General features: G+C 73.2%; 20 protein-coding genes, 2 tRNA genes and 1 pseudogene. 4 read left to right on the top strand and 19 right to left on the bottom strand.

Annotated features, from left to right (window positions below; all coding sequences use genetic code 11):
- Window positions 1-162: 162 nt before the first annotated feature.
- Complete coding sequence (locus tag BLW78_RS23705; protein ID WP_091682476.1) at window positions 163-777, top strand: hypothetical protein; 615 nt, start codon at window positions 163-165, stop codon at window positions 775-777.
- Here the strand turns inward: BLW78_RS23705 and BLW78_RS23700 are convergent.
- From BLW78_RS23700 to BLW78_RS23660, 9 genes are all read right to left on the bottom strand, one after another.
- Window positions 744-2516, bottom strand: a complete 1773-nt coding sequence (locus BLW78_RS23700; RefSeq protein WP_091682474.1) for a class I adenylate-forming enzyme family protein — start codon at window positions 2514-2516, stop codon at window positions 744-746. The genes BLW78_RS23705 and BLW78_RS23700 overlap by 34 nt on opposite strands.
- Window positions 2513-3283, bottom strand: a complete 771-nt coding sequence (locus BLW78_RS23695; RefSeq protein WP_091682473.1) for an SDR family NAD(P)-dependent oxidoreductase — start codon at window positions 3281-3283, stop codon at window positions 2513-2515. Before BLW78_RS23695 ends, BLW78_RS23700 begins: the two co-directional genes overlap by 4 nt.
- A gap of 40 nt (window positions 3284-3323) precedes the next feature.
- Window positions 3324-4106 (bottom strand): SDR family NAD(P)-dependent oxidoreductase, encoded by a 783-nt coding sequence (locus BLW78_RS23690; protein WP_091682471.1) that lies wholly within the window; start codon window positions 4104-4106, stop codon window positions 3324-3326.
- Window positions 4107-4108: 2 nt separating this feature from the next.
- Window positions 4109-5167: a phosphotransferase family protein gene (locus BLW78_RS23685; protein WP_091682470.1), complete on the bottom strand. Its 1059-nt coding sequence runs from the start codon at window positions 5165-5167 to the stop codon at window positions 4109-4111.
- Complete coding sequence (locus tag BLW78_RS23680) at window positions 5164-6405, bottom strand: acyl-CoA dehydrogenase family protein (protein WP_091682468.1); 1242 nt, start codon at window positions 6403-6405, stop codon at window positions 5164-5166. The genes BLW78_RS23685 and BLW78_RS23680 overlap by 4 nt, the downstream gene beginning before the upstream one ends.
- A 297-nt stretch (window positions 6406-6702) precedes the next feature.
- A complete protein-coding gene (locus tag BLW78_RS23675; protein WP_056524052.1) occupies window positions 6703-8208 on the bottom strand; it encodes an ATP-binding cassette domain-containing protein in 1506 nt (501 codons plus the stop codon).
- Window positions 8205-9125, bottom strand: a complete 921-nt coding sequence (locus tag BLW78_RS23670) for a branched-chain amino acid ABC transporter permease (RefSeq protein WP_020095280.1) — start codon at window positions 9123-9125, stop codon at window positions 8205-8207. The genes BLW78_RS23675 and BLW78_RS23670 overlap by 4 nt, the downstream gene beginning before the upstream one ends.
- A gap of 205 nt (window positions 9126-9330) precedes the next feature.
- Window positions 9331-10206 (bottom strand): branched-chain amino acid ABC transporter permease, encoded by an 876-nt coding sequence (locus BLW78_RS23665; RefSeq protein WP_020095281.1) that lies wholly within the window; start codon window positions 10204-10206, stop codon window positions 9331-9333.
- Between the two features lie 18 nt (window positions 10207-10224).
- Window positions 10225-11484 carry an ABC transporter substrate-binding protein gene (locus tag BLW78_RS23660; RefSeq protein ID WP_091682466.1) on the bottom strand — a complete coding sequence of 420 codons (1260 nt, stop codon included), beginning with the start codon at window positions 11482-11484 and terminating at the stop codon, window positions 10225-10227.
- A 325-nt stretch (window positions 11485-11809) separates the two neighbouring features.
- Here BLW78_RS23660 and BLW78_RS23655 point away from each other — a divergent pair, with 325 nt between their 5' ends.
- The gene (locus tag BLW78_RS23655) at window positions 11810-12835 is read left to right on the top strand and encodes a cyclase family protein (RefSeq protein ID WP_091682464.1); all 1026 of its coding nucleotides are present in this window, start codon (window positions 11810-11812) and stop codon (window positions 12833-12835) included.
- 42 nt (window positions 12836-12877) lie between these two features.
- On the opposite strand, the gene BLW78_RS23650 is transcribed toward BLW78_RS23655, so the two are convergent.
- The 6 genes from BLW78_RS23650 to BLW78_RS23625 all read right to left on the bottom strand — a co-directional run bounded on the left by BLW78_RS23650 (window position 12878) and on the right by BLW78_RS23625 (window position 18858).
- Window positions 12878-14875: an SDR family NAD(P)-dependent oxidoreductase gene (locus tag BLW78_RS23650; RefSeq protein WP_091682462.1), complete on the bottom strand. Its 1998-nt coding sequence runs from the start codon at window positions 14873-14875 to the stop codon at window positions 12878-12880.
- 98 nt (window positions 14876-14973) lie between these two features.
- Window positions 14974-15825 (bottom strand): DUF1206 domain-containing protein, encoded by an 852-nt coding sequence (locus tag BLW78_RS23645; protein WP_091682461.1) that lies wholly within the window; start codon window positions 15823-15825, stop codon window positions 14974-14976.
- 120 nt (window positions 15826-15945) lie between these two features.
- A complete protein-coding gene (locus BLW78_RS23640) occupies window positions 15946-16287 on the bottom strand; it encodes a hypothetical protein (protein WP_020096438.1) in 342 nt (113 codons plus the stop codon).
- Between the two features lie 47 nt (window positions 16288-16334).
- On the bottom strand, window positions 16335-16898 hold the full coding sequence (locus tag BLW78_RS23635; RefSeq protein ID WP_091682459.1) for a Uma2 family endonuclease: 564 nt from the start codon (window positions 16896-16898) through the stop codon (window positions 16335-16337).
- 172 nt (window positions 16899-17070) lie between these two features.
- A complete protein-coding gene (locus tag BLW78_RS23630) occupies window positions 17071-18300 on the bottom strand; it encodes a M23 family metallopeptidase (protein ID WP_091682457.1) in 1230 nt (409 codons plus the stop codon).
- 90 nt (window positions 18301-18390) lie between these two features.
- On the bottom strand, window positions 18391-18858 hold the full coding sequence (locus BLW78_RS23625) for a peroxiredoxin (protein WP_091682455.1): 468 nt from the start codon (window positions 18856-18858) through the stop codon (window positions 18391-18393).
- A gap of 252 nt (window positions 18859-19110) precedes the next feature.
- On the opposite strand from BLW78_RS23625, the gene BLW78_RS23620 reads away from it, so the two are divergent.
- A complete protein-coding gene (locus BLW78_RS23620) occupies window positions 19111-22491 on the top strand; it encodes a DUF3971 domain-containing protein (protein ID WP_091682454.1) in 3381 nt (1126 codons plus the stop codon).
- A 34-nt stretch (window positions 22492-22525) separates the two neighbouring features.
- Here the strand turns inward: BLW78_RS23620 and BLW78_RS23615 are convergent, their stop codons facing one another.
- From BLW78_RS23615 to BLW78_RS31495, 3 genes are all read right to left on the bottom strand, one after another.
- Window positions 22526-24130 (bottom strand): TROVE domain-containing protein, encoded by a 1605-nt coding sequence (locus BLW78_RS23615; RefSeq protein ID WP_091682452.1) that lies wholly within the window; start codon window positions 24128-24130, stop codon window positions 22526-22528.
- Between the two features lie 224 nt (window positions 24131-24354).
- Window positions 24355-24486 (bottom strand) — tRNA-OTHER (locus BLW78_RS31500).
- Window positions 24487-24553: transfer RNA gene (locus tag BLW78_RS31495), tRNA-OTHER, on the bottom strand.
- 603 nt (window positions 24554-25156) lie between these two features.
- On the opposite strand from BLW78_RS31495, the gene BLW78_RS23610 reads away from it, so the two are divergent.
- Window positions 25157-25450, top strand: coding sequence for a helix-turn-helix domain-containing protein (locus BLW78_RS23610; protein WP_056524084.1), 294 nt, complete (start codon window positions 25157-25159; stop codon window positions 25448-25450).
- A 25-nt stretch (window positions 25451-25475) separates the two neighbouring features.
- Here BLW78_RS23610 and BLW78_RS23605 read toward each other — a convergent pair.
- A pseudogene (locus tag BLW78_RS23605) lies at window positions 25476-25926 on the bottom strand (ferredoxin--NADP reductase); the annotation flags it as partial.

Raw genomic sequence — 25926 nt, 5'->3', positions numbered from 1 at the left:
CGGACGGCTCGGCCGCGTCCGGCGCCGAGCGTCATCCGTATTAAACGTGTTTCGGCGATCCTGGTGGAAATGCAGCGACGCGATTCCCCTGCGCAGCGGTTCGATCTATTGTCGCGCTGCTCCGCGGATCTGTCCGAAACCCCGCGATGACAGGAGGGCGCCATGCCGCACGGTGCGCGAACGAGCCTCGCCGCCCTCATGCTGGTCCTCGGGATCGGCGGCGCCTCCGCCGAATCCGTCGCCACGACATGGACGGATCCGCCGGCCCACAAGGCCGGGTCCCCGAAGGCGCCGGCCACGGACACGAAGGCCGCCGCACCGGCGCCGTCCGCGTCGGCCCCCACCGCGACCCCCGCCGCCGCGACCGAGACTCGGCCGGCCCCCGCCCGGCGGAAGGCCGTGGCGGTGCGGCGCGCGCCGGAGCGGAAGGCCGCCCGCGCGGCGGTGGCGCCCAAGCGGATCGCCGCCGCGCCGCGCCGGGCCCGCGTCGCCGCGACACCGGTCCGGTCCGTCCGGGCCGCCCCGCAGGCCTTCGCCGCCGCGCCGCCGCCCCCGGAGGGCTACGCCCGCTACCGGGCCTACAATTACGGGCCGGGCTACGCCTACGAGCCGGGTTACGCCCAGGGCTACACCCAGGGCTACACCGACGACCGCCTCGACCGCCTGAGCAGCGCCCAGGCCGCCGGCTACGTCGTGGTCCACCGCCGGACGGTGCAGTTCCCCGATGGCCGAACCCTGCGGGTCTATCGCCCGGACGACGAGGGCGAGCCGTTCTGAGCTGAGCCCGCCGCGAACACCGCCCGCAGGGGCGCCCGCAGGATCTTCCCGGCGGGATTGCGGGGCAGGAGCCCGTCCCAGATCTCGATCCGCACCGGCACCTTGAACGCCGCGAGCCGCTCGGCGGCGAAGGCGCGGATCGCCTCCGGGTCGGTCTCGGCGCCCTCGGCCAGCACCACGATGGCGCCCGGCTCCTCGCCCAGCGTCGGGTGGGGCACCGGCAGCACCACGGCGTCGATCACGTCCGGGTGCGCGTAGAGGGCGTTCTCGACCTCGCAGCAGTAGATGTTCTCGCCGCCGCGGATCAGCATGTCCTTGATCCGGTCGACGATGGTCAGGAAGCCCTCCTCGTCGGCGCGGGCGAGGTCGCCGGTGCGCAGCCAGCCCTCGGAGAGGACCTCCGCGGTGGCGGCCGGGTCGTCCCAGTAGCCGCGGACCACGTTCGGGCCCTTCACGCACAGCTCGCCGACGCTGCCCGGCGGCAGATCCTGCCCGAGGGGATCGAGGATCCGCACCTCGCAGACCGGCAGGGGCGGTCCGCAGGATTCCGGGTGGGCGAGGTAATCCTCGCCCTGGTGGTGGGTGAAGGTCGCCGAGGTCTCGGTCATGCCCCAGCCGGTGCCCGGGACGACCCGCGGCAGGGCCTCGCCCAGCGCCCGCACGAGGTCGCCGGCGGCCGGGGCGCCGCCGTAGGTGACGCCCTCGAGGGTCGGCAGCGGCCGGCCGGCCTCCCGGGCCGCGTTGGCGAGCTGCCACGCGATGGTCGGCACGCCGCCCGCGCTGGTGCAGCCCTCCCGCTCGATCAGGTCGAGGGCCGCGGCGGCGTCCCAGCGGTGCATCATCACCAGCCGGTGGCCGCCGTAGAGGGCCGCCCCAAGGCTCGCGTGGCAGCCGGTGACGTGGAACAGCGGGATCACCAGCAGCGCCGCCCGCTGCGGCGCGGCCGGGTCGGGCTTCGGCGGCGCCTCGCCCCGGCGCAGGGCGCTGCGCGCCGCCGAGTAGGGGTAGGCCATCACCGTGGTGGCGGCCGCCCGGTGGGTGCCGACCGCGCCCTTCGGCTTGCCGGTGGTGCCGGAGGTGTAGAACAGGGTCGCGTCGTCCTCCGGGTCGAGGGCGATGTCCGGCGGAGGCAGGTCGGGCAGGGCGCCCCAGTCGTGGACCCGGCCGACGATGTCGGTGAGCGGCGTCGCCCGGGGGTCCGGCGCGGTCCGGGTGGTGAGGACCCGCTCCAGGGCCGGGCATTCGGGCAGGTGCGGGGCGATCCGGTCGAAGCGCTCGCCGTCGGCGATCAGCACCCGCGCGCCCGAATGCTGCAGGCCGTAGGCGAGTTCGGGCCCGGTCCACCACGCGTTGAGCGGCGTGGCGATGGCGCCGGCGAGCAGCGCGCCGAAATAGCTCACCGGCCATTCGGGCAGGTTGCGCTGCGCGATGGCGACCCGGTCGCCCTTGCGCACGCCGACCTCGACCAGAGCCCGCGCCAGGGCGGAGGCGGCGCGGGCGAAGCCCGTGAAGGTCACGCGCTCGTCCTGGTAGACCACGAAGGTCTTGTCCCCGTGGCCGCGCGCGATCCGGAACAGATCGCCCAGCGTCGGCGGTGCCTTCTCCCAGATCCGGGTCGGCACGCCCCGGATCGGCACCGTGGCGATGGCGAAGGGCCCACCTGAGGCGGTGAGCCGCGCCTCGGCCTCGCGGAACGTCAGGGCCGGCCAGCCGGCAGGGATGCGGGGATCGGGGCTCATCGCGCGATCGTCACGCCGCCGTCGATCACGAGCGCCTGGCCGGTCACGAACCGGCCGGCCGCCGAGGCCAGGAACACGGCCGCGCCGGCGATCTCGTCGGGCTCGCCGATTCGGCGCAAGGGGGCGGCGTCCGTGGTGGCGGCCAGCATCTCGGGATCCTCCCACAGCGCCCGGGCGAAGTCGGTGCGGATCAGCCCCGGGCACAGGCAGTTCACCCGCACGTTGGCGGGCCCGTACTCCACCGCGTAGTTGCGGGCGAGCTGGAGGTCGGCGGCTTTCGAGACGTTGTAGGCGCCGATCACCGGCGAGCCCTTGAGCGCCCCGATCGAGGAGACGATCACGATCGCGCCGTCCCGCCGCGCCACCATGCCGGGGGCGACCATCTGGATCAGCCAGTGGTTCGACAGGACGTTGTTCTCGAGGATTTTTCGGAACTGCGCGTCGGAGATGCCGGCGAGTGGCCCGTAATAGGGATTGCTGGCGGCGTTGCAGACCAGCACGTCGACCGGGCCGAGCCGGCTCTCGGTCTCGGCGACCAGGGTTTCCAGCTCCTCCTTCACCGAGATGCTGGCCGGAATCGCCACGGCGCGGCCGGCCCCATGGGCGGCCTCGATCTCGGCCACGACCGCCTCGCAGGCCTCGCGCTTGCGCGACGAGATCACCACCCGGGCGCCGTGCTCGGCCATCCGCAGGGCGATCGCCCGGCCGATGCCCCGGGACGAGCCGGTGATGAGGGCGATTTTACCGGTCAGGTCGAACAGGGACATGGCGTTATGCTGCTCAGGTTGCGATGACACGCGCCCCTCCTCATGCCTTCGACCCCGCCCGCATCGACCGGCGCAGGCGCGCCATGCCGGCGAGCCAGCGCTCGGGATCCTCGGCCCGGCGGCGGGCGTATTCCGCCACCTGCGGATGCGGCAGGATCAGGAAACGCTCCGAAGCCAGCCCGTCGAACGCGGCTTCGGCCACCGCCTCCGGCGCCAGCACGCCGTCGCGTGACGCGGCGCTGGCTTCCCCCAGCATGGCGGTGTCGACGCCCTGCGGACACAGGGCCGCGACCCGGATCCCCTCCTCGGCATGGGCGATGGCGAGATGCTCCAGGAAGGCGAGCGCCGCGTGCTTGGTCGCCCCGTAGGTGGCGCTGCCGATCTGACTGAGCAGCCCCGCCGCCGAGACGGTGCCAAGGAACGCGCCCCCGCCCCGGGCGCGCCAGAGCGGGACCAGAACTCGCGCCGCGTGGACATGGCCCATCACGTTCACCGCGAAGGACCGCGCCCAGCTCTCCGGGCCGGCGGAAGTGGCGAGATCCGGGTCGGGATCGCGCTCAAGAATGCCGGCATTGGAACAGTAGAGCGCGATCGGGCCAAACTCGGCTTCGACGCGCGTCAGGATCGCAGTGACCGCCTCGGCATCGCCGACGTCGAGCGCGAAGGCCCGTCCGCCGAGTTCCGCCGCCACGGCTTCCGCGCCGGCCCCGTCCCGGTCGAGGGCCACGACCATCGCGCCCCGGGCCTCGGCGGCGACCGCGAGCGCCCGGCCGATGCCCCGGGCGGCCCCCGTGACGGCGACGACGCGGCCGGAGAGGTCCATGCTCAGGCCCCCGCCCGCTCGGCGAAGCCCCAGGCCGCGGCGGCGAGCTTCGGCACGCGGGCCGCCATGGCCGAGGCGTGCTCGCTCGCGGCGTTGCCGGCCTTGGCGCGGGCCGCCACGCCCTGGAGGATGCCGACCAGCCGGAACAGGTTGTAGGCGAAGTACCAGTCGAGGTCGGGCAGGTTTTTCCGGTTCGCAGCCCGGCAGTAGAGCGCCACCGCCTCGTCACGGGTGGGGATGCCCAGAGCCGTCAAGTCGAGACCGCCGAGCCCGCTGCGCCCGTCGGCGGGCAATTCCCACTGCATCAGCAGGTAGCTGAAATCCGCCAGCGGATCGCCGAGGGTCGACAGTTCCCAGTCGAGCACCGCGCTGACGCCGCCGTCGCGGGAAAAAATCAGGTTGTCGAGACGGTAATCGCCGTGGACCACGCAGGCGCCCTGCTGCTCCGGCACCGTCCGGGGCAGCCACGCGATCAGTCGCTCGACATCCTCCAGGCGCCCGTCCTCGGCGGCGCGGTACTGGCGGGTCCAGCGGTCGACCTGCCGGGCGAAGTAGTTGCCGGGCCGGCCGTAATCGGAGAGCCCCGCAGCCTCCGGGTCGATGGCGTGGAGCCGGGCGAGCGTCGCGATCATGCCGGCATAGTGCCGGTGGCGGGCGTGGGGATCGAGGCCGGGCAACGCCCCGTCCCAGTGCACGGCGCCGTCCACCGCCTCCATCACGTAGAAGGCCGCGCCGATGATGTTGGGATCCTCGCAAAGGGCGAAGGGGCGCGGCACCGGGAACCCCTCGCCGTAGAGGGCGCCGATCACCCGGAACTCGCGCTCCACCGCGTGGGCCGAGGGCAGGAGCGGGCCGAAGGGCTTGCGCCGCAGCACGTAGGCCTGGCCCGGCGTGTCGAGCCGGTAGGTCGGGTTCGACTGGCCACCGCGGAACTGCTGCACGGTGAGCGGCCCGGCGTAGCCGCGGACGTGCCCGTCCATCCAGGCGGCGAGCCGCGCCTCGTCGATCCGGTGGCGCGGCTCGATCGGCTTCACGCCGGAGAAGATGTCGGCGTCGCTCATGCGCGCTCCGCCTCGCTTCTGTTGGTGTAGCGCCCGAATTCGAGCCGGGCGATCGAGCGATTGTGGACCTCGTCCGGCCCGTCGGCGAGCCGCAGGGTGCGGATATGGGCGTACATCCTGGCGAGCCCGAAATCCTCCGAGACGCCGGCCCCGCCATGGGCCTGGATGGCGTCGTCGATCACCTTCAGCGCCACCCGGGGCGCCGCCACCTTGATCATGGCGATCTCGAGCTTGGCGCCCTTGTTGCCGACCTTGTCCATCATGTCGGCCGCCTTCAGACAGAGGAGGCGGGTCATCTCGATGTCGATCCGCGCCTCCGCGACCCGCTGCTCCCAGACCGACTGCTCGCTGATCCGCTTGCCGAAGGCGACCCGGGAGACGAGACGGCGCGCCATGGCCTCCAGCGCGACCTCGGCGGCCCCGATGGTGCGCATGCAGTGGTGGATGCGGCCCGGACCCAGGCGCCCCTGCGCGATCTCGAAGCCGCGCCCCTCGCCGAGGATCAGGTTCCCGGCCGGGACCCGGACATCCTCCAGCACCACCTCGCCGTGGCCCTTGGGGGCGTCCTCGTAGCCGAAGACCGGGAGCAGGCGCTCGACGCGAACCCCGGGCGTGTCCATGGGCACGAGGATCTGCGATTGCTGCCGGTGGCGGGGGGCCTCCGGGTCGGTCTTGCCCATCAGGATCGCGATCTTGCAGCGCGGGTCGCCGACGCCGGTCGACCACCATTTGCGGCCGTCGACGACGTAGTGGTCGCCGTCGCGGCGGATCGCCGTGCTGATGTTGGTGGCGTCCGAGGAGGCGACCTCCGGCTCGGTCATCAGGAAGGCCGAGCGGATCTCACCCGCCATCAGGGGCTTCAGCCACCGGTCCTTCTGGGCCGCGGTGCCGTAGCGGTGCAGCACCTCCATGTTGCCGGTGTCGGGCGCCGCGCAGTTGAACACCTCCGAGGCGATCCCGACCCGGCCCATCTCTTCGGCGCACAGCGCGTAGTCGAGGTTGGTCAGGCCGGCGCCGCGATAGTCGTCGGTGTCGTGCTCGGGGGAGGGCGGCAGGAACAGGTTCCACAGGCCCTCGGCACGGGCCTTCTCCTTCAGCCGCTCCATCGTGGGGGAGGGTTCGCGGCTCTGCGCGCGCTCGGCCGACACCGCGGCGGCGGCCGGAAGGATCGCGTCGGCGATGAAGGCGCGGACGCGGGTCAGCCAGTGCGTCTGGGACTGGGAGAGGGTGAAGTCCACGGTGTCCGCTCCCTAGGGTTTCTCTGCCGGGCGAGCGCACCGAGCTTGCGTGCGCGGGCTGCCCGCCTTCCCATTGCCTTCACCCACGGCGCGACGCGCCCCCTCTCCCGTGCGGGAGAGGGTTGGGGTGAGGGACGAGAAGCCACAGGATCGAGCCCGCCCTTGTCGCGCAGTCAGGTCGAGCCCTCTCTGGACAGACCTGATCCCTCACCCTGTCCCTCTCCCGCACGGGAGAGGGGACCCGCGCTCCGACCCGAATCGAACGTGGCGCTCGATCGACCCACATCACGCCGCCGCTCACAGATAGGCCGATCCCATCTCGCTGGCGAAACGCTGCGGCGGTCCCTCCCAGACGATCCGCGCCTGCTCTAGCACGTAGACCCGGTCGGCGTGCGGGAGCGCGAAGGTGACGTTCTGCTCGCCGAGCAGGACCGTGATCGGCGTGGTCTGCCGCAGCTTCTCCAGCGCCTTCGACAGCAGCTCCAGGATCACCGGGGCGAGGCCGAGCGTCGGCTCGTCGAGGATCAGGAGGCGGGGGCGCATCATCAGCGCCCGGGCGATGGTCAGCATCTGCTGCTCGCCGCCCGACAGGGTGCGGGCGCTCTGCGACTCGCGGTCCTTGAGGATCGGGAACAGCTCGTAGAGCCAGTCGCGCTGCCTGGCGCTCTCGGCCTTCGGGAAATGCTGGCCGCCGAGGTCGAGATTCTCGCGCACGCTGAGGTCGCCGAACAGCTCCCGGGTCTCGGGCACCTGGACGATGCCGGCCCGGGCGATGGCGGCGGGCTTCATCCGGGAGAGGTCCCGGCCGTCGAACCGGATCGTGCCCGTGTGCGGCACGAGGCCCGAGATGGCGTTGAACAGCGTGGTCTTGCCGGCGCCGTTCAGGCCGACCACCGAGACGAACTCACCCTCGTGGACGTGGATCGAGGCGGCGCGCAGGGCCTGCGCCTTGCCGTAGAGCACGTCGACGCCCTCGACGGTGAGCAGCGAGTCGGGCTTGAACGCCGCCTCGGGCCGGGCCGCCGTCTCGATGCTGCCGCCGAGATAGACCCGGCGCACGGTCGGGTCGGCCATCACCGACTCGGCCGAGCCCTCGGCGATGCGCTCGCCGAGATACATCGCGAAGACCCGGTCGACGATGGCCGCGACGCTCTTCACGTTGTGGTCGACGAGGAGCACGGCCTTGCCCTCGTCGCGGAAGCCGCGGATCAGCTCGGAGAAGGCCGCGACCTCGCCGCCGGTCAGGCCCGCGAAGGGCTCGTCGACCAGCACCACCCGGGGGTCGCGGGCGATGGCCTTGGCGAGCTCCAGCCGGCGGAGATCCGCGAAGGGCAGGGTGCCGGGGCGCCGGTCGACGACCGCGCCGAGGCCGACGCGCTCGGCGATCTCCCTCGCGCGCCGCGCCACGTGGGGGTCGGCCGCCAGCCGGATCAGGCTGTCGGGCAGGAGCGCGAGGCTGATGTTCTCCAGCACGGTCTGCCGCTGGAGCGGCCGCGCGTGCTGGAACACGAGGCCGATCCCGGAGCGCGCCACCCGGTGGGCCGGCATGCCGCCGATCTCCGTGCCGTCGAGGCGGATCGAGCCGGCGCTCGGCCGCTCCAGCCCCATGATCAGCTTCATCACGGTGGACTTGCCCGAGCCGTTGGGGCCGATCAGCCCGAGGATCTCGCCCGGGCGCAGGTCGAGGTCGATGTTCTTGACGGCGACGAGGCCGCCGTAGCGCTTGGTCAGGCCGCGCACGGTGAGGCAGGGCTCGGCCATGACGGGCGACACGGCCGGCGGGGGCGCGACGGCGACGGTCATCGGGCTCTCCGGAGCGATCCGAGGCCGAGCAGCCCCGAGGGCACGAACAGGATCACGAGGAGCGCCACCGCCGAGACCACGAAGGTCGAGAGGCCGCCGAGCGGCCGCAGCAGCTCGCCCGCCGCGATCAGGAACACGGCGCCGAGCGCCGCGCCCACGATGGTGCGCCGGCCGCCGAGCACCGCCGCGATGATCACCTGCACGCCCACCGACGTGTTGATCAGCGTGCCGACCGAGGCGGTGCCCATGTAGAAGACCACCAGCCCGCCCGCGAGGCCCGAGAAGGCGGCGCTGACCGCGAAGGCCGCGAGCTTGTGCTTGGCGACGTTGAAGCCGAGCGCCCCGGTCACCACCGGGTCCTGGCCGGCGGCCTGAAGGATCAGCCCGGCGGGCGAGCGGGCGATGGCGGTGAGGATCAGGCCCGAGACCGCCATGAAGCCCAGCGCCAACCAGTAATTGGTGTCGGCGTCGATCGAGATGACATCCGGCACGGTCAGGCCGATCTCGCCGCCGGTGAGGCCGGAGAAGACCACGATCATGTTCTGCAGGAGCAGGACCGCCACCAGGGTGATCAGCCCGAAATAGGGACCGCGGACCTTCAGCGCCGGCAGCGCCAGGGCGAGGCCGCCGACCACGGCGAGCACGGTCCCGGCCGCGAGGCAGTAGGGGATCGGCAGTTCGTAGCGGTTGTTGAGGATGCCGGCGCCGTAGGCCCCGAGGCCGATCAGGAAGGTCGGTCCGAAATTCACCTCGCCGGCGAAGCCGAAGAGCAGGTCCCAGGCCATGGAGAACACGCCGAAATAGTAGGCGATGGTCAGGAGGCCGAGGATGTAGCCGGAGACCCACCAGGGCAGGGTGGCGGCGGCCAGGACGGCGAGGATCGCGATCCAGAAGCCGGGGGTGGTGAGGAGCTTCATGGGGTGGCCTCGCACACGGCAGCGATCCGGCTCGTTCGGCGCAGAGGCCTTTCCCACCCACGCCCCTCATCCTGAGGTGCCGCGCCAGCGGCCTCGAAGGAGGCCTCCAGGGATCGCGCGGCCGGCTGGAGGGCTCCTTCGAGGCGGCTTCGCCGCACCTCAGGATGAGTGCGCGGGCTGGACACCCGGGGTGCAAAAAGAACCATCACCGCCGCCCCAGCAGACCTTGCGGGCGCAGGTACATGACGGCGACCAGCAGGAGCAGCGCCGGGATCACCCGGTAGGCCGGCGAGATCAGGTAGGCGGTGGCGGTCTCGAGGTAGCCCACCACGTAGGCGGCGATCAGCGAGCCGGTGACGCTCCCGAGGCCCCCCAGCACCACGATCGAGAAGGCGCTCGCGGTGAGCGGCCCCACCGAGTACGACGATACCCCGAGGAACATCCCGAGCAGCACCCCGGCGGTGCCGGCGAGCAGGCCGTAGATCGCCCAGACCGCCACGTAGATCTTGCCCATGTCGTGGCCGAGCAGCGTGACGCCCCGCGGATTCATGGAGGCGGCGAGCAGGACCTTGCCGGCCCGCGCCCGATTCACGAACAGCCAGAGCAGGCCGATCACCACCCAGCAGATCACCGCGGTGAAGACCTGGTTCCTCGGCGTCCGCACCCCGGCGATCTCGAAGACGCCCTCGACGATCGGCAGCACGGTCTTCGGGTTATCGGTGAAGAAGTAGGCTACCAGCTCCTGGATCATGATCCCCCAGAGCAGCGTCCCCGTGAGCACGAAGATCTCCTTCTCCTCTCGCGGGATGGCGCGGCTGCGCTCGATCGGCGCGACCACCGCGAAGTAGGTGACCAGCGCGCCCGCGAGCCCGCACAGGATGCCGATCACCGCGCCCGCGTAGGAGCCGAGCCCGAACAGCGCCGAGGCCGCCCAGGCCGCCACCGCGGCCATGACCATCAGGGCGCCGTGGGTCAGGTTGAGGACGCCCGAGACCCCGAAGATCAGAGTGAAGCCCATCGCGCCGAGCGCGTAGAGGGACGAGATCGCGAAACCGTCGACGAGGATCTGGAGGCCGATCATCGCGCTCTCCCCGCCCGGTTACCGTCCCGCCGCCTTCACCGCAGGGGGCAGGATCATGGTCCCGTTGGCGGTGGTGGCCGGCCAGATCGCCACCTGCTTGCCGTTCTGCCACTGCCCGAGGACGCTGGTCATGAGGCCGGGCCCGTACTGGATCGAGTGCGTGAACGGCTCGTCCTTGCCGTAGAATTTCAGGCGCCCGACGGTGCCGACGTAGTCGGTCTTCTCCAGGGCGTCGACGAGCTTGTCGGCCTCCGTGGAGCCCGCCCGCTTGACCGCCTCCGCCGCGTAGTGCGTGGCGTCGTACGCCATGTAGCCCGCGTAGGACGGCGCGCCGCCGAAGCGCTTGGTGAAGGCCTCGGCGAACGGGATCGTCTTCTCGGTGAGCGCCACGCCCGGCACCGCCACGCTGTCGAACAGCACGCCCTGCGTGCCGCCGTTGGTGTTGGCCCAGAAGGTCGAGGAGGTCGCCTGGCCGCTGATCCCCGTCATGGCGATCGGCACCTGCTGGTTCTGCCACTGCACGGTCGGCTGCACGCCGACATGGGCGATGCCGGTGACGATCAGGTCGGGCTTGGCCGCCTCGATCTTGTTGTAGATCGGCGTGAAGTCGCCCGTGTCCGGCGAGAAGCGGACGTGCTCGACCACCTTGAGCCCGGATTTCGGCAGGCATTCCTGGTAGGCGGCGTCCAGCGGCCGGGTCCAGGCCGCGTCCTCGCTCATGATCGCGGCGGTCTTGGCCTTGAGCTTCTCGACCAGCACCTCCTTGGCGGAATCGCAGACCGCCTGCGCCAGGGCGTGCGAGGTCAGGTAGCCGTGGAAGGTGTACTTGTTGCGCGCGTAGTCCTTGTGGACCGCGACGCTGATCTCGTTCGAGGCCGCGCCGGGCGTGATCATCGGCGTCTTGAGCCGGGCCGCCCAGGGCATCAGCGCCAGCACGACCTCGGAGATGTAGCTGGCGATGACGAGGTTGACCTTGTCCTCGGAGACCGCCCGCTGGAAGGCGCGGACCGCGTCGGAGGCGGAGGACTTGTCGTCGTAGGTGACGACCTGGATCTGGCGCCCGTCGATGCCGCCCTTGGCGTTGATCTCGTCGGCGGCGAGCTGGACCGCCTGCGGGATCGAGGCCCCGGCCACCGACTGCGCCTCGGCGATCACCCCGATCTTGATCGGGTCCGCGGCCCGGACGGGCCCGGCGGCGACCAGCCCCGCGGCGATCAGCGCGGGCAGCGTGCGCCGAATCGGGGCAACCCGGGCGGCGGCGCGCACGGTCTCGGACATCGGCGTTCCCTCATCCCAGTGCCCGAATTTTATATTCGCGGGCTTGGCCCGGACTGTACCCGCGCTCCGACGGATCACAAGGGGCCGGTCGGGACCGGCCGGTGACGTTTGCACCGAGTCGTTTTCCGCCCGGGGTATCGCCGCGCGCCGCCGCATCCTAGGCTCGCCGCGGCCCTGCGAAGCGCGGGCCCGGCGGCCTCGAAGAAGGGCACGGTCCGGTGAGGAACGCACGCTCGGCCGCGGCCGGGGTTCGCCCCGGACCGCGGCCCCGGAGCCTCGGGAAGCGGCCCGCTCCGCGGCCGGCACGGGCAGGGGAACCACAGGCATGACCCTGCGCTGGACGCGGCGGCCCGAGTGCTCGACCTGGGGGGATTTCGGCCCCGACGACGAGCTGGGGCGCCTGAACCTGCTCACCCCCGAGAAGGTGCTGCAGGGCGTTGCCGAGGTGCGCGAAGGGGTCACCTTCTGCCTCAGCCTGCCGCTGGACCTGCCGGGCGGCAACGTCCTGAACCCGCGCCGCCACCCGCCGCAGATCACCCCGACGCGCCGCGCCAACGGCCGGCCGAACATGAACTTCCCGGTCTGCGAGGAGGTCGACGGCGCCACCGACGTGATCTGCGACGACCGCGCGCTGATCCACCTGCAATACTCGACGCAATGGGACTCGCTCGCCCATGTCGGCTCGCTGTTCGACGCGGACGGGGCGGGCGCCGCACCGACCTTCTACAACGGGTTCCGCGGCGGCCGCGACATCGTCGGGCCGAGCGCGCCGGAGGCGGCGGATGAGCCGTCCCGGGCGAAGCGCCTCGGGATCGAGCGCCTCGCCGAGACCGGCATGCAGGGCCGCGCCGTGATGATCGACCTGCGCGCCCATCTCGGCGACGCCAGGACACGCGTCGGCTACGACGAGCTCGCCCGGATCCTGGAGGCCGACGGCGTCGTGGTGGAGCCGGGCGACATGGTCTGCCTGCACACGGGCTTCGCCGAGCGGCTGATCGCCATGGGCGGCGCGCCGGACCCGAAGCTCGTCCACACCCTCTGCGCCGGCCTCGACGGGCGCGACCCGCGCCTCCTCGACTGGATCACCCGCACCGGGCTCTGCGCGCTGATCGCCGACAACTACGCGGTGGAGGCCTACCCGGCCGGCCCCGGCCCCGCCTGCTGCGCGACGCTGCCGCTCCACGAGCACTGCCTGTTCAAGCTCGGGGTCAATCTCGGCGAGCTGTGGCACCTGACGCCGCTGGCCGACTGGCTGCGGGCCCGCGGCCGCAGCCGCTTCCTGCTCACCGCCCCGCCGCTGCGTCTGCCCGGCGCCGTCGGCTCGCCGACGACGCCGATCGCCACGGTGTGAGGATCGGAGCGGTCCCGGGACGCGTTTCCGAGGTCGCCCGGATCAGCCGAGGGCGGCGGGTGCGGCGGCGCGCGGCGGGTCGCCGACCGGCTCCGCGGCCGGCTCCGCGGCTTCCTGGGGCGGCCCGGGGCGGAGGACGGCGCGCTCGCGGAAATGCGGGATGGCCGCCTCGAACACGGCCTCGGCGGCCGCCCGGTCGCCGGCCGCCACGGCGTCGCGCAGCCGCGCCACCCAGGCGTCGAGCCGGTCCCGATCGGCGAAGACCGGCCGCGCCGCCATCACCCCGTCGATGCCCGGCAGGGCGATCCGGGGCTCCTCGCGGGCGAACAGGATCTCGTTGAGCCGCTCGCCGGGCCGGGCGCCGGTATAGGCGATCTCGATCTCGGTGCCAGGCTCGAAGCCGGCCAGCCGGATCATCCGCTCGGCGAGGTCGGCGATCCGCACCGGCTGCCCCATCTTGAGCACGTAGACCGCGGCGCGCTCCGCGCCCGTCCGGGCCTCGCCGTCGGCGTGCGAGGCGGCCGTCAGCACGAGGTCGCAGGCCTCGCGCACCGTCATGAAGTAGCGGACCATGTCCGGGTGGGTGACGGTGACCGGGCCGCCCCGGGCGATCTGCGCCTTGAAGACCGGCACGACCGAGCCCACGGAGCCCAGCACGTTGCCGAACCGCACGGCGATCAGCCGGGTCGGCTGGTCCGGCCGCGCCGACTGCGCGGCGTCGAGGGCCTGGGCGACCATCTCGGCGAAGCGCTTGGTGACGCCGAGCTGCGAGACCGGCTCGATCGCCTTGTCGGTGGAGATCATCACGAGCGCCCGCGCGCCCGCCGCCACCGCCGCCTCGGCGACGTTGATCGAGCCGAACACGTTGGTCTTGATGCCCTCCTGCCAGTCCCGCTCCAGGTAGGGCACCTGCTTCAGCGCGGCGGCGTGGAGCACGTAGTCGGGCCGGAACGCCGCGATCACCGCGTGGGTCCGCTCACGGTCGCGGATATCGGCCAGCACCCCCGTCACGGCGGTCTCGGCGGCCAGGATCGCGGGGTGGCTGAGGATGCCGTGGAGCGCCGGCTCGGAGGATTCGAGCACCAGCACGGCGGCGGACCCGAAGGCCACGGCCCGCAGGCAGATCTCCGAGCCGATCGACCCGCCGCCGCCGGTCACCACGACCCGGCGGCCGGCGAGGAACGCCTCCAGGCGCGGCCGGTCGATGGCGACGGTCGGCCGCAGCAGCAGGTCCTCGATCTCCAGCGGCGCCAGTTCCGGACCCTGCACGCCCTCGCCGAGGCCGACGACCCGGGCGAGGGGCAGGCCGAGGCGCCGGGCGCGGGCGATCAGGTCGTCGGGCGCCGCCTCCGGCACCAGGGCGCTCGGGGCGGCCACGAGCCGCCGCACCGGCTCGCCGCGCGCGGCGAGGTCGGCGACCACCCGCTCGAGATCCGGGAAGCCGCCGAGCACCGGCACGCCGCGCATGAACTGGCCGCGCTCGTCCGCCCGGGGCGACAGGATGCCCCGCGGCGCGAGCTTCCGCACCGAGCCCGCCTCGATGGCGCGGATCAGCACGTCCATGTCGGCGCCGCGCCCGAGGAGCAGGGTCGGGACGGTGGCGGCCCGCGCGCTCGACTGCCGGGAGCGGGTGTCTTTCAGGTAGCGGAACGCCAGGCGCGTACCGCCCAGGAAGAAGATCTGCAGCACCCAGTAGAGCAGGATCGCGATCTTGCCGAAGAAGTAGAAGCCGTAGAGGTCGGACGAGACCAGCACCCAGTCGATCACCAGGAGCGCGAGGGCCAGGACGCTGGCCGCCCGGACGATGCCGGCGAGGTCCTGCAACGAGGCGAAGCGCCACTTGGTCCGGTAGAGCCGGAAGCGGCCGTAGACGAGGCCGGCGAGGACGAGGAACGGCGGCAGCAGCAGGGGCAGGGCGTGCAGACGCTCGGCCAGCATGCCGCCCTGGAAGCGGAACAGGAAGGTGAGCACCACGGCGGCAGCGGTCGCCGCGAGGTCGTGGGTCACCATCACCGCGGTCTTGTAGAGGCGCTGCTGCATCGGGAGCCGGATGGGATGCCGGGGGTATCCGCCGCGGCACCGGCCCTGTCAACGCGGCCCGCCCAGGGCCGGAGCCGGGGCCGGAGGCGGCGCCGGCCTCAGCCCAGCGCCCGGGCCGCCGCACCGGCCGCGTCGTCCACCCGGTCGATGTCGGGGGCGTCGATGTGCCGGTAGCGGGCCTGGATCAGCCCGAAGGCCCCGAAGGCGGCGTGGCCGGCCGCCACGAGCCCGAGCAGGATCCAGCCGTAGGGTTGTGCGCGCAGCAGCGCGAAGGCCTCGGCCAGACCCTTGGCATCCGAGGAGCGCTGGTGCCACGCGGCGGCCACGAGGAACCCGCCGATGATCAGGAAGGCGAGGCCCCGCGCCGCGTAGCCGAACCGGCCGATCGGGCCGGCCCAGCGGTCCCGGGCCCGGGCGTCGAGGGCGAGCCGGTCGGTGACGTCCCCGCGCCACGCCTTGCCGAGGAAGCCGAACCCGCCGCCGACGACCGCGAGGCCGACGAGGGCCACGAGCCAGCGGCCGAAGGGCTTGCTCAGGAGCCACGCGGTACCGTCATGCACGCCGTCGCCGCCGCTCATGCCCAGGCCGAGGCTGAGCGAGGCCGCGCTGGCGGCGAGACCGAGGTAGAGCCCGGCGCTGATCAGGTGGGCACCGCGCACCGCGAGGCCCTTGGCGGAGGTGCCCCGCCGGTCGGCATCGGTGATGCCCTCGACGAGGCGCCAGAGGGCGAAGCCGGCGAGGCCGAGGGCGATCAGGCCGACGACGGCCGCGCCGAACGGCCCGGCCATGACGGCGCGGAGCGCGTCCTTGCTGTCGCCGGCCCGGCCGCCATGCCCCAGGGCCGCCAGCAGGGCCAGGGCGCCGACCACGATGTAGACCACGCCGCGGGCGCCGTAGCCGAAGCGGGCGATGCGCTCGATCGCGTTGCGGCCGCCGGGAAGGGTCCTCATCGGCGGGACCCGGCTTCGGGGAATCGGGTGTCGGGCACGGGCGGCATCCTGTGGAGCGGGAGCGTTCAACGCCCGGCGGCGCGCACCCGATCCGTTGCCGGCACAACCTCCGTGGCCGCCCTACATGGGCGTCCGGTCGGCGCGGCCGGTGAGCGCCACGTAGAAGCCGAGCCCGTCCTGGGCCGGCAGGGTCTGCAGGCGCTCGATCAGGCCGCGGCGCTTCGCGTCGAGGAGCAGGCGCCCGGCCGGCTGGAACAGGGTCTCGCCGCCGCCCTCCGGGGGCGGATCGAGCCGGATCGCCACGGTCTTGCCCTTGGCGAAGCGGCTGCGCTCCAGCATGTCCTTGAGCGAGGCCTCGGCGGTCGCCCGATTGGTGCCGCGCAGGTCGAGCACCGACTCGGCGTCGGTCACGCCGAGGGAGCCGCGCAGCTTGGCCGCGTAGAAATCTTCGAAATGGGGCAAGTCGGTGCCTTGATGCTTCGCCGTTCGATCAGGTGGGGTGCGGCCGCTCAGAAGGCGAGACCGCGGTAGAGGTCGCGCACCGGCACGGCGCCGTCGAGCTCCGGCAGCGACACGGTGCCGTCGAGCCCGAGGGCCGCGACGCTCCAGTCGTCGCCCGCGCGTCGCCAGACCTCGACCCGCGCCTCGTCGGAATAGACGATCAGCAGGACCGCGAGGCTCGGCACGGTCCGGTAGAAGTCGATCTTCCGACCGCGGTCGAGACTCATGGTCGAGGGCGAGAGCACCTCGGCGACGAGGAGCGGGTCGGCGGCGTAGCCCTCCGGCAGCGGCGGCCCGCACCGCACCACCACGTCGGGGATCGGGGCGAAATCGTCCATCGCGGCGCTGAGGATCGCCAGCCCCGGCATGGCGCGGCAGCCCTTGGCATCCGCGAAGTCGCCAATTCGGCGGATCAGGTTCGCGACGATTGCCTGATGCCGCTCCCGCGGCGGCGCCATGAGCACGGGCTCGCCATCGAGCAGCTCCCAGCGCTCGTGCGCGGGCCGGCCCTCCACCCAGAGCCTGAACTCGGACACATCCATCCGCGCGTCGCGCTTCGCGGCCAGAGCCATCGCCGATCCCCACCTCGGCCGGATCGTAGCACCGGGCCGGCCGCCCGCAACAGGTCCGGCCCGGAAGGCCATCCCCGCGCGGGCGTCACGGCCGATGCCAGGCCGGCCTGCCTCGGGGACTCGGAGGCCGGCACAGGGCGACCGGCACAGGGCGACCGGCGCAGCGACGGACTCAGTCGGCGCCGGGTCCGGCCGCCGCGACGGTGGCGCCGGCCTCCAGGAAGCGCTGCGGATCCACCGGCTCGCCGTCGATGCGGGTCTCGTAGTGGAGATGCGCCCCGGTAGAGCGCCCCGTTGAGCCGACGGCGCCGACCGCATCGCCCGCGGCCACGCGCTGCCCGGGGCGGACCGCGATGCGGGCGAGGTGGCCGAACCGCGTGGTGACGCCGTGGCCGTGGTCGATCTCGACCATGTTGCCGTAGCCGCCCGCGGCCTCGGCGGCGATCACCCGGCCCGGCGCGGTGGCGCGGGCGGGCTCGCCGTACTCCGCCTTCAGGTCCAGCCCGGTATGCAGGGCGAGGCCGCGGGTGAAGGGGTCGAGGCGCGTGCCGAACGGGCTCGACACGGTCGCGCCTCCCCGGATCGGGCGTGCCAGGGGCAGGGTGGCGGCGAGCCGGCGCAGGCGCTCGCCGTCGTCGAGCGCGCGCCGGGCCAGGGCGAGGCCCTCCGCGAAGCCGGTGCCGTCCAGGGCGCGGCCGTCGAGGGGCACGAACGGTCCGCCCAGCCCGGCGGCCGGCGCGGCCGCGCCGGTGCGGTCGGGATCGAGGCGGTCGGGGTCGAGACCGGTGCGGCCGATCAGGCCGCGCAGCCGCCGCACCGCGTCCCCGGCCCGGGCGGCCAGCCCGGCGAGGCGCTCGCCCTGGGCCGCCTGCAGGCCGTCGAGCCGGGCCTCCAGCCGGATCAGGCCGGTCTCGGCCTCGCGCGCGCCGCGGCGGGGCAGGGGATCGCGGGCGGAGCGCGGCGCCGGAGCCGCACCCTCAGTCGGACGCAGGAAGAGATCGTCGTAGCTCCCACCGGGCGCAGCGCCGGGCTGCCCGGGTAGGGCGCCGGTCGTGGACGGGTCGGGCAGGGCCTGCCGCTCCAGGTCGGCGAGGGCGGCCGTGCGCCGCTCCAGCTCGGCCTGGCGCTCCAGGGCGGCCGCGACCCGGTCGGCCAGACCCGCCTCGCTCCCCGCCCGGTCGCTCCGGTCGCGGTCGAGGCGGTCCTGGAGCTCGCCGATGCGCGCCTCGTAGGCGTCGCGCAGGGCGGCCTGCCGGGCCACGAACCCGGCGAGCACGTCGTCGTGGAACACGATCAGGCAAGAGGCCCCGAGCGCCCAGGCCACCGCCAGGGCGAGGCCGGCGGCGAGCCAGGGGGCTGGCCGGTGCGGCCTGAGACGCGCGGGGAACTTCGGAAGCTGCATCGGAACGGCACCGGAGGAGCCGCCATTCAGGCCTTAGTAGGGTTAAGGATCCGTCGCGCGCCGGGCGTCAGGGGGGACGTCAAGGGGACGTCAGGGCAGGGCGCGCGCGGCCGCCAGGACGGCCTCGGCGTGGCCGGGCACCTTCACCTTCGGCCAGATCCTGGCGACGCGCCCCTCCCGGTCGATCAGGACGGTGGTGCGCTCCACGCCCATGTACTTGCGCCCGTACATGCTCTTCTCGACCCAGACGCCGTAGGCCTCGAGCACGGTCTTGTCCTCGTCGGCGGCGAGCGGGAAGGTCAGCCCGTACTTGCTGCAGAACTTGTCGTGGCTCTTCACCGGGTCCGGCGACAGGCCGACGACCTTGGCGTCCGCCTCCGCGAAGGCCGGCAGCAGGCCGTTGAAGTCCTGCGCCTCCAGCGTGCATCCGCTCGTGTCGTCCTTCGGGTAGAAGTAGAGCACGACTTTGTGACCGCGGAGCGCGGACAGTCCGACGCGCCCTCCGCCCGAGGCGGGAAGGTCGAAATCGGGGGCGGGATCCCCCTCTGACAGCGGCATCGTGCCTTCCTTTCGGCCGATTGATGATGTGCAACCGATCTCGTGCGCGGGCTCGAGCGATGGCACCGCGCACGTCCGAGCCAAGCCCGGAGTCGCGGCCGCTGTAAAGCGCGGGCGCGCTTCGATCCACCGGCCGCGGAGCCCGAGGGCGCCGCGCGCAGAGACCCCGGAACAAAGGTCCCGATGGCGGACGAGACAACGCCGGCATGCAGGCCTCGGGGGAAGGCGCGACGCGTCGGCGGCGTCTGCCTCGTGAGCGCCCTCGCGCTGGTGCTGCTCGTCGGCGCCGGTGTCGGCCTCGTGGCCCTGCGCCTGTCGAACGGGCCGCTCCAGATCGACGGCCTGTCGCGCCGCGTCGCCGCCGCCGTGGCCGAGCGGATCGGGCCCGGCTGGAGCATCGGGCTGCGCGGCAGCAGCCTCGAGCTCGACCGCGAGAACGCGCTCAGCCTGCGCTTCTCCGGCCTCGACATCCGCAACCCGCAGGGCGACCTCGTGGTGCGCGCGCCCCTGGCGCTCGTCAGCCTCGACCCCTGGGGGCTCCTGCGGCTCAACCTGCAGCCGCGCTCGATCGAGTTCCGCGAGACGCAGACCACCGCGCTGCTGCACCGGGACGGCTCCATCGCCTTCGCGGCCTCGGAGGCCAACCACCCGGTCGACGTCGCGCCGCACACGCCGCCGAGCGTGGACGGGGTGCGCGGCACCGTCTCGCCGCTCTCGGCCGCGATCGCGTCGATCTTCGGGGTCGTCCTCGATCCGGGCGGCGTGGTCGGCGCCCTCGACCGCGCGCGCGTCACCGACGCGCGGCTGCGGCTGATCGACGAGGACGGCCGCGAGCGCGCGGTCTTCGCGCGGGTCAACGGCCTGTTCGGGCGCGACCCGGTCAACGGCACCCGGAACTTCGAATTGCGGCTCGACGGGCCGCACGGCGAGTGGCGCTTCGGCGGCACGCTGCGCGACGGCGCGGACGGGCAGGAGCGCTCGGGCGTCATCACCCTCGACGACCTGCCGGTCACGGATCTCCTGCTGCTCTCGGGCCAGTCCGGCCTGCCGCTGACCACGGACCTGAAGGTCTCGGCCCGCGCCGACGTGAGCCTGACGGCCGGCCGCATCCGGACCATGAACGCCAAGCTCCACACCGGCGACGGCACGTTCCTGATCGAGGAGAAGGACTTCAACCCGGTCACGGTCGAGAGCCTCGACGCCTCCCTGGACTGGGACGAGGCCAACCGCGTGATGTCGCTCACTGGCCTGGACTATCGCGGGGCCGGCAACGCCGTGCACCTCGCGGGGACGTGGACGGGCAGCCCCGCGGGCGCGAGCACGACCTGGACCGCGACGCTGGCGAGCCGCGACGCCACCTTACGCGGGGCGACCCCGCAGGACGCGCCGGTGAAGATCGACGCCCTGGACGCGCAGCTCTCCGGCCGCGACGGCGGGATCTCCATCGACGCGCTGACCCTGTCGGGGCCCGGCGTGAAGGGCGCCATCACCGGGACGATCGGCACGAGCGCCGACGACGGCGGCCTGACCCTGCACCTCGCCGGCCACGACGGCGAGGTCCGTACCGGGCTGCGGCTCTGGCCGGAGCACATCGCGCCGCCGGCCCGCACCTACCTGGTGGACCAGCTCCGGCGCGGCCGGGTCGATTCCGTCGACATCAAGGTGAAGATGTCCGGGGCGGTCCTGGCGGCCGCCACCCGGGGCGACCCCGCCCCGGACGACGCGGTCCACATCGACTTCCACGTCTCGGACGCGGCCATCGACGTCACCGCCGATTCCCCGCCGGTGACCAAGGGCAACGTCGTCGGCGTGATCACCGGGCGCTCGACCACGGTGCGCAACGTGACCGCCGAGGTCCACGGGCCGGACGGGCGCGGGCTCGCCATCTCGGACGGCAGCTTCGTCATCCCGCAGATCACCCCGGACCGGGTCGTGGCCCAGATCGGGATGCGGCTCTCCGGCGGCGCCGACGGCATGGCCTCCGTGCTCCAGGCCAAGCTGTTCAAGAGCGTGATGAGCGTCGACCTCGACCCCGCCACGATCAAGGGCAGCGCCGACCTGCGCGTCGACTTCCCCCTCGACCTCAAGCACATCCCCGACCTGCCGGACCTGCCGGTGACGCTGACCGGCTCGCTGGCCGACCTCGCGGTCGACAAGGTGATGGGCCGGGACCGGCTCGAGTCGGGCCGGTTCAACCTCGTCTACGACCGGGGCGCCTTCACGCTGAAGGGCGATGGCCGGGTCGCGGGCGCGCCCATGTCGGTCGACCTGCGCCAGCCGAAGGTCGGGCAGCCCGGCGAGGCGGTGGTCAACGTGTCGCTCGACGAGGCGGTCCGCGGCCGCAAGGGCTTGCCGACCGCGCCGCAGCTCACCGGCACCATCCCGGTCCGCGCGGTGGTGCAGATCGGCCGGCCGGGATCCGGCAAGCCGCCGATCCGGGTCGAGGCGGATCTGGCGAAGGCCGGGATCGACGGGCTGGTCCCGGGGCTGACCAAGCCCCCGGGCAAGCCGGGACGGCTCACCTTCACCCTGGTCGACAGCGGCCAGACCTTCGACCTGCGCGACTTCGCCCTCGACGCGGCCCCGGCGAGCGCCCGCGGCACCGTCTCGATCACCCAGGAGGGCGGCCTGGAGCGGGCGGACCTGAGCAGCGTCAAGCTGTCCCCCGGCGACGACCTGCGCGTGAGCCTCGACCGGACCGGCGGCGGCTACAAGGTCGTGGTCCGGGGCGCGGTGGCCGACGCCCGGCCGTTCCTGAAATCCCTGGGCGCCCCCGATCCCAAGGGCGGCCGTGAGGCGCGGGACGCGAATCCCAAGGATATCGACGCCGACATCCAGGTGCCCATCGTCACCGGCTTCAACGAGGAGGCGCTGACCGGCGCCAACCTGAAGCTCTCCCTGCACGGGAAGACCCTGCGGGCCGCCAACATCACCGGGCGCTTCCGCGCGGCTCCCTTCGCCGCCACGGTGACCCGCGGCGAGCGCGGCGTGCCGACCCTGTCGGTGGAATCGGCCGATGCCGGCGCGACGCTGCGGTTCGTCGACGTGTACCGGCGGATGTATGGCGGCCGGCTCACGGCCGGGATCGGCCTCAACGACGGCCCGCAATCCGGCGTCGTGCAGATCCGCGACTTCATCCTGCGCAACGAGCCCGCGCTGTCGAGCATCATGGCGCAGGGCCCGGAGCCGTCCGACGCGGAGACGGCCCGCGGCCGACGGGTCGCCCCGGGCCGGGGCGCGGGCGACGTCACCTTCGACCGCATGCGCGCCAACTTCGTGCGCACCGGCACCCGCGTCGACTTCACCGACGCGGCGATCTCGAACGCCGCCATGGGCTTCACCCTGTCGGGCTGGCTCGATACCGGCCGCGAGCGCACCGACATGACTGGCACCTTCGTGCCGCTCTACGGCCTGAACAACGTGGCCTCGCAGTTGCCGCTGCTCGGGCCGCTGCTGGGCGGCGGCCACAACGAGGGCCTGTTCGCGGTCAATTTCCGCGTCTCCGGCAAGCTCGCCTCGCCGGACGTGAGCGTGAACCCGCTCTCGGCGATCGCCCCGGGCTTCCTGCGCAAGCTGTTCAGCGCCGGCGGCGGCCCCTTCGCGGACGGGATGCCGGGCGTCCCGCAGCAATAGGGCGGGCAGCCCGGAAGAGCCGCCCGCCCCTGTCTCACGCGCGGATGAAATCCGCGATCACGGCCGGAGCCGCGGTGTCGAAGCCGACCACGTCGAGCATGCCGGGATCCTCCGGGTCGGCGATGCTGAAGCCGTTGGAGACCAGCCCCACGACCACCAGCTTCGCCGGGATCCCGGTCTTCTCCCGGTACGCCCGCAGCGCCTGGACCGGGTGGACCGGCCCCGCCCAGGTCTCCGAGTCCGTGTAGACCACGAACGCGTCGGCCTTCACGCCCCGCTCCAGCGCCCAGCGCATCGGCAGGCCGCAGTCGGTGGCGCCGAACGGCAGGTCGGCGGTCGCCCGCACCGCCTGATCGAGCCGCGTCGACGGCCCGATCGGCAGCGGCGTCAGCGCGGCCCCCTGGCTCCAGGCCCGGCCGGCCTCGGCGGTGAAGCCCAGCACCTGCCAGTGCTCCTCGGTCGCCGCGGTGACGAGCGCCATCGCGGCGGCCGCCTCCCGGGCCGTGAGCGTCGAGCCCGCGACCGTGCTGGCGCCCATCGAGCCCGAGACGTCCAGCGCCAGCACGAGGCGCCGGCCCGTGGGCTCGACCGCGCCGAACGCCGTGTAGAACGCGGCGTTCAGCGCCTCGACGATCGCCGCCACCGGCTCCCAGGCGAGCTTGCCCCGCTGACCGTGCCCGGAGGCGTAGGTCTTGAGGGCCAGCAGCAGCGCCATCGAGTGCAGGCGCGCCCGGAGGATCCGCTCCCGGTCCGACAGGACCGCCCGGACGTGCTCGGTGCCCTCCGAGAAGGGCGCGAGCACCCCCGCGGCCGTCAGGCGGCCGAGCTGGCGCACGAGGGCTCCGACCGGCATCCGCTCGATCAGGGCCTCGTTCACCGCGCGGCTGCCCATCAGCCCGGTCGGCAGCGCCTCCCAGGGCAGGCCGTGCGAGCGCACCAGCGCGGCGGCCACCGCCCCGTCGAGGCCCTCCGCCTGCACCCGCGCGAAGGCGTGGACGATCCCGGGGACGGCCTCGGTCACGGTGCCGCGGCAGATCCAGTCGAACAGCGCCTTCCGGGCGGGCTCCTCCGTCTCCGGATGGGCCAGCCGCAGCAGGTCGCGGTGCGACCAGCCCTGCCGGGTCCGGTACTTCACCGCCTGGAAGGCCAGGGCCTCCACGGGCTTGGCGCAGTACCAGTCACCGACCGCCCGGCGCAGGCCCCGGCCCCAGCCGCGCATCGCCTCGACGGAGGCGGCGAACTGGAACAGGTGCGTGCCGGTGCGGCAGACCCGCGGCAGGGCCGCGAGCGCCGCGCGCCGGGTCGCGAGGTCCGCCGACGCGGCGGCCAGCGCCAGGGCGAAGATCGCCGGATCCGGCTTCGGAGCCCGGCCGCCCTCGCTCACCGCCACGATGGCGGCGACCGCGCGGGCGCCGTCCTGCGCGATGCACCGCTGCACCGCCGCCGCGTTCTCGGCGGTCAGGGCGCGCGGGCTCGCGTAGTACGAGCCGCCCTCGGAGCCGAGCACCAGGAAGCGGTCGAGCCGCGCCCAATCGCCGACCGCGAAGGCGTGGCCTCCGGCGGCGTTCGGCACCGTGCCGGGGATCGGCTCCGTCTGCGGGGTGGCGCGGAGCCGGAACATCTGTGCGAGCTTCGTCATGGCGGGCTCCTCTCGGTCTCTCCTCTCTCCATCGCGGCCGATCGCCGGCCGGTGGCGCGTCCCGGCGCGCGCGGTCGGGCGGGGACGCGGCCGCGGCGCGTCGTCCACCGCCGCTCGCGCGCGGCCGGTATCTCGTGTGGTCGGTGGCGGGGTTCCGTCCGGCCGGGCGCGGGCGTGGCGGCGACGAGGGGCCTATCCGATGCTCTGCTTGAGCTACGGGCCTGACGACCCGGCGGGACTCGCACCCGCACCCCTCGGATCCCGATAACCTTCGTCTTCCGGCCCGCGTCCGGGCGATGCGGGCGTGGCGTGAGGAACGGTGTCCGGGCGCTCTATCCGGGCTGAGCTACGGGCCTCGCGGCCCGGCGGGATTCGAACCCGCGACCTCCCTTCGGTGAAGATAACCGTTCCTCTCCGGCCCGCATCGTCGGCCGGGATCCGCGCACGGTCGGCGCCCCGGTCGTCTGGCCGGGCCCTGCGGTCGTGGTGTCGGGGACGGGCATGAGCTCCGGCGACCTCGCGGCCCCCGGCGGGGATCGAACCCGCAACCTCCGCGGGACAAGCCCGCGGCGCTCTACCGATGATAACCGTCCCCTGCCGGCCCGCAGGGTCCTCGAGACGCGCTCAGCCTCTCGGGCCGAGAGCCCCGCGATACGACCGTAACGGTCGCATCAGCCCGGGACGGGCGAACGCCGCGACGTCGATGCCGTCGTGCTGTTTCATGCCATGCTCCGTCCGAACGGGGCTTCGGGTGACGCGGGCGTGTCGATGAGGCTCGGGGGGATCCGTGACAGGGATAACCGAGCGTCTCCGGCCCGCGCCGGTGAACTGCGATCGGATGCCAGCGGCGACCGTTGCGAAGGGAACCGGACTCGTCCGCCGCGGCGCGCGGGCCGCGGATACGAGGAGCGTGCGGTCACTTCAGATCACCGGCCCGGCAGGCCGATGGCGCGGTGGATACGGTCGCGCTCGGCCTGCGTCAACCGGAAACTTGAAAATTATTTCAGTTCGGGCGATCTCCGGCCCATGATCACTGCCGCCCAGATCCGCGCCGGCCGCGGACTTCTCAAGTGGACGCAAGGGGTTCTCGCGAGCCGCGCCGCGGTCTCCGTCGTCACCCTGAACATGATCGAGAGCGAGCAGGTCCAGCCCCGCAGCCGGACCCTCGCGGCGATCCGCACGGTCCTCGAAGGGGCGGGCATCCGCTTCGTCGGCGACGCGCAGGACGGATACGGGGCGATCCTGCGCCCCGCCCCCGCGACCGGGTCCGGGGACGCACCGGCACAGAAAAGCCCGGCGCGGACGACCGCACCGGGCTGAAGCCGAACCGGCCTGCGCGGGTGCGCTATTTCTCGACGAAGGCCTTCTCGATGACGTAGTGGGCGGCCTCGCCGTGGTTGCCCTCCTCGTAGCCGCGCGACGTCAGGAGCTCGCGGGTGTCGCGGATCATGTCGGGGCTGCCGCAGAGCATGAAGCGGTCGTTCTCGATCGCCATCGGAGGCAGGCCGATATCCTCGAACAGCTTGCCCGAGACCATCAGGTCGGTGATCCGGCCGCGGTTGCGGAACGGCTCGCGGGTCACGGTCGGGTAGTAGACCAGCTGGTTCGAGATCATCTCGCCCAGGAACTCGTGGCGCGGCAGCGTCTCGGTGATGGTCTCGCCGTAGGCGAGTTCCTGCACCTGCCGGCAGCCGTGGACCAGCACGACCTTCTCGAACCGGTCGTAGGCCTCGGGATCCTTGATGATCGACAGGAACGGCGCCAGCCCGGTGCCGGTGCCCAGCAGGTACAGGTTG

Source organism: Methylobacterium sp. 275MFSha3.1, from assembly GCF_900108435.1.
Classification (GTDB): Bacteria; Pseudomonadota; Alphaproteobacteria; order Rhizobiales; family Beijerinckiaceae; genus Methylobacterium.
This window is presented reverse-complemented; position numbering and strand designations above follow the sequence as displayed.

What these genes read in the sequence shown, in the direction of transcription:
- BLW78_RS23705 (WP_091682476.1), top strand. Translation starts at nt 163, where the DNA reads ATGCCGCACGGTGCGCGAACGAGCCTCGCCGCCCTCATGCTGGTCCTC.
- BLW78_RS23700 (WP_091682474.1), bottom strand. Translation starts at nt 2,516, where the DNA reads ATGAGCCCCGATCCCCGCATCCCTGCCGGCTGGCCGGCCCTGACGTTC.
- BLW78_RS23695 (WP_091682473.1), bottom strand. Translation starts at nt 3,283, where the DNA reads ATGTCCCTGTTCGACCTGACCGGTAAAATCGCCCTCATCACCGGCTCG.
- BLW78_RS23690 (WP_091682471.1), bottom strand. Translation starts at nt 4,106, where the DNA reads ATGGACCTCTCCGGCCGCGTCGTCGCCGTCACGGGGGCCGCCCGGGGC.
- BLW78_RS23685 (WP_091682470.1), bottom strand. Translation starts at nt 5,167, where the DNA reads ATGAGCGACGCCGACATCTTCTCCGGCGTGAAGCCGATCGAGCCGCGC.
- BLW78_RS23675 (WP_056524052.1), bottom strand. Translation starts at nt 8,208, where the DNA reads ATGACCGTCGCCGTCGCGCCCCCGCCGGCCGTGTCGCCCGTCATGGCC.
- BLW78_RS23670 (WP_020095280.1), bottom strand. Translation starts at nt 9,125, where the DNA reads ATGAAGCTCCTCACCACCCCCGGCTTCTGGATCGCGATCCTCGCCGTC.
- BLW78_RS23665 (WP_020095281.1), bottom strand. Translation starts at nt 10,206, where the DNA reads ATGATCGGCCTCCAGATCCTCGTCGACGGTTTCGCGATCTCGTCCCTC.
- BLW78_RS23660 (WP_091682466.1), bottom strand. Translation starts at nt 11,484, where the DNA reads ATGTCCGAGACCGTGCGCGCCGCCGCCCGGGTTGCCCCGATTCGGCGC.
- BLW78_RS23655 (WP_091682464.1), top strand. Translation starts at nt 11,810, where the DNA reads ATGACCCTGCGCTGGACGCGGCGGCCCGAGTGCTCGACCTGGGGGGAT.
- BLW78_RS23650 (WP_091682462.1), bottom strand. Translation starts at nt 14,875, where the DNA reads ATGCAGCAGCGCCTCTACAAGACCGCGGTGATGGTGACCCACGACCTC.
- BLW78_RS23645 (WP_091682461.1), bottom strand. Translation starts at nt 15,825, where the DNA reads ATGAGGACCCTTCCCGGCGGCCGCAACGCGATCGAGCGCATCGCCCGC.
- BLW78_RS23635 (WP_091682459.1), bottom strand. Translation starts at nt 16,898, where the DNA reads ATGGCTCTGGCCGCGAAGCGCGACGCGCGGATGGATGTGTCCGAGTTC.
- BLW78_RS23630 (WP_091682457.1), bottom strand. Translation starts at nt 18,300, where the DNA reads ATGCAGCTTCCGAAGTTCCCCGCGCGTCTCAGGCCGCACCGGCCAGCC.
- BLW78_RS23625 (WP_091682455.1), bottom strand. Translation starts at nt 18,858, where the DNA reads ATGCCGCTGTCAGAGGGGGATCCCGCCCCCGATTTCGACCTTCCCGCC.
- BLW78_RS23615 (WP_091682452.1), bottom strand. Translation starts at nt 24,130, where the DNA reads ATGACGAAGCTCGCACAGATGTTCCGGCTCCGCGCCACCCCGCAGACG.
- BLW78_RS23610 (WP_056524084.1), top strand. Translation starts at nt 25,157, where the DNA reads ATGATCACTGCCGCCCAGATCCGCGCCGGCCGCGGACTTCTCAAGTGG.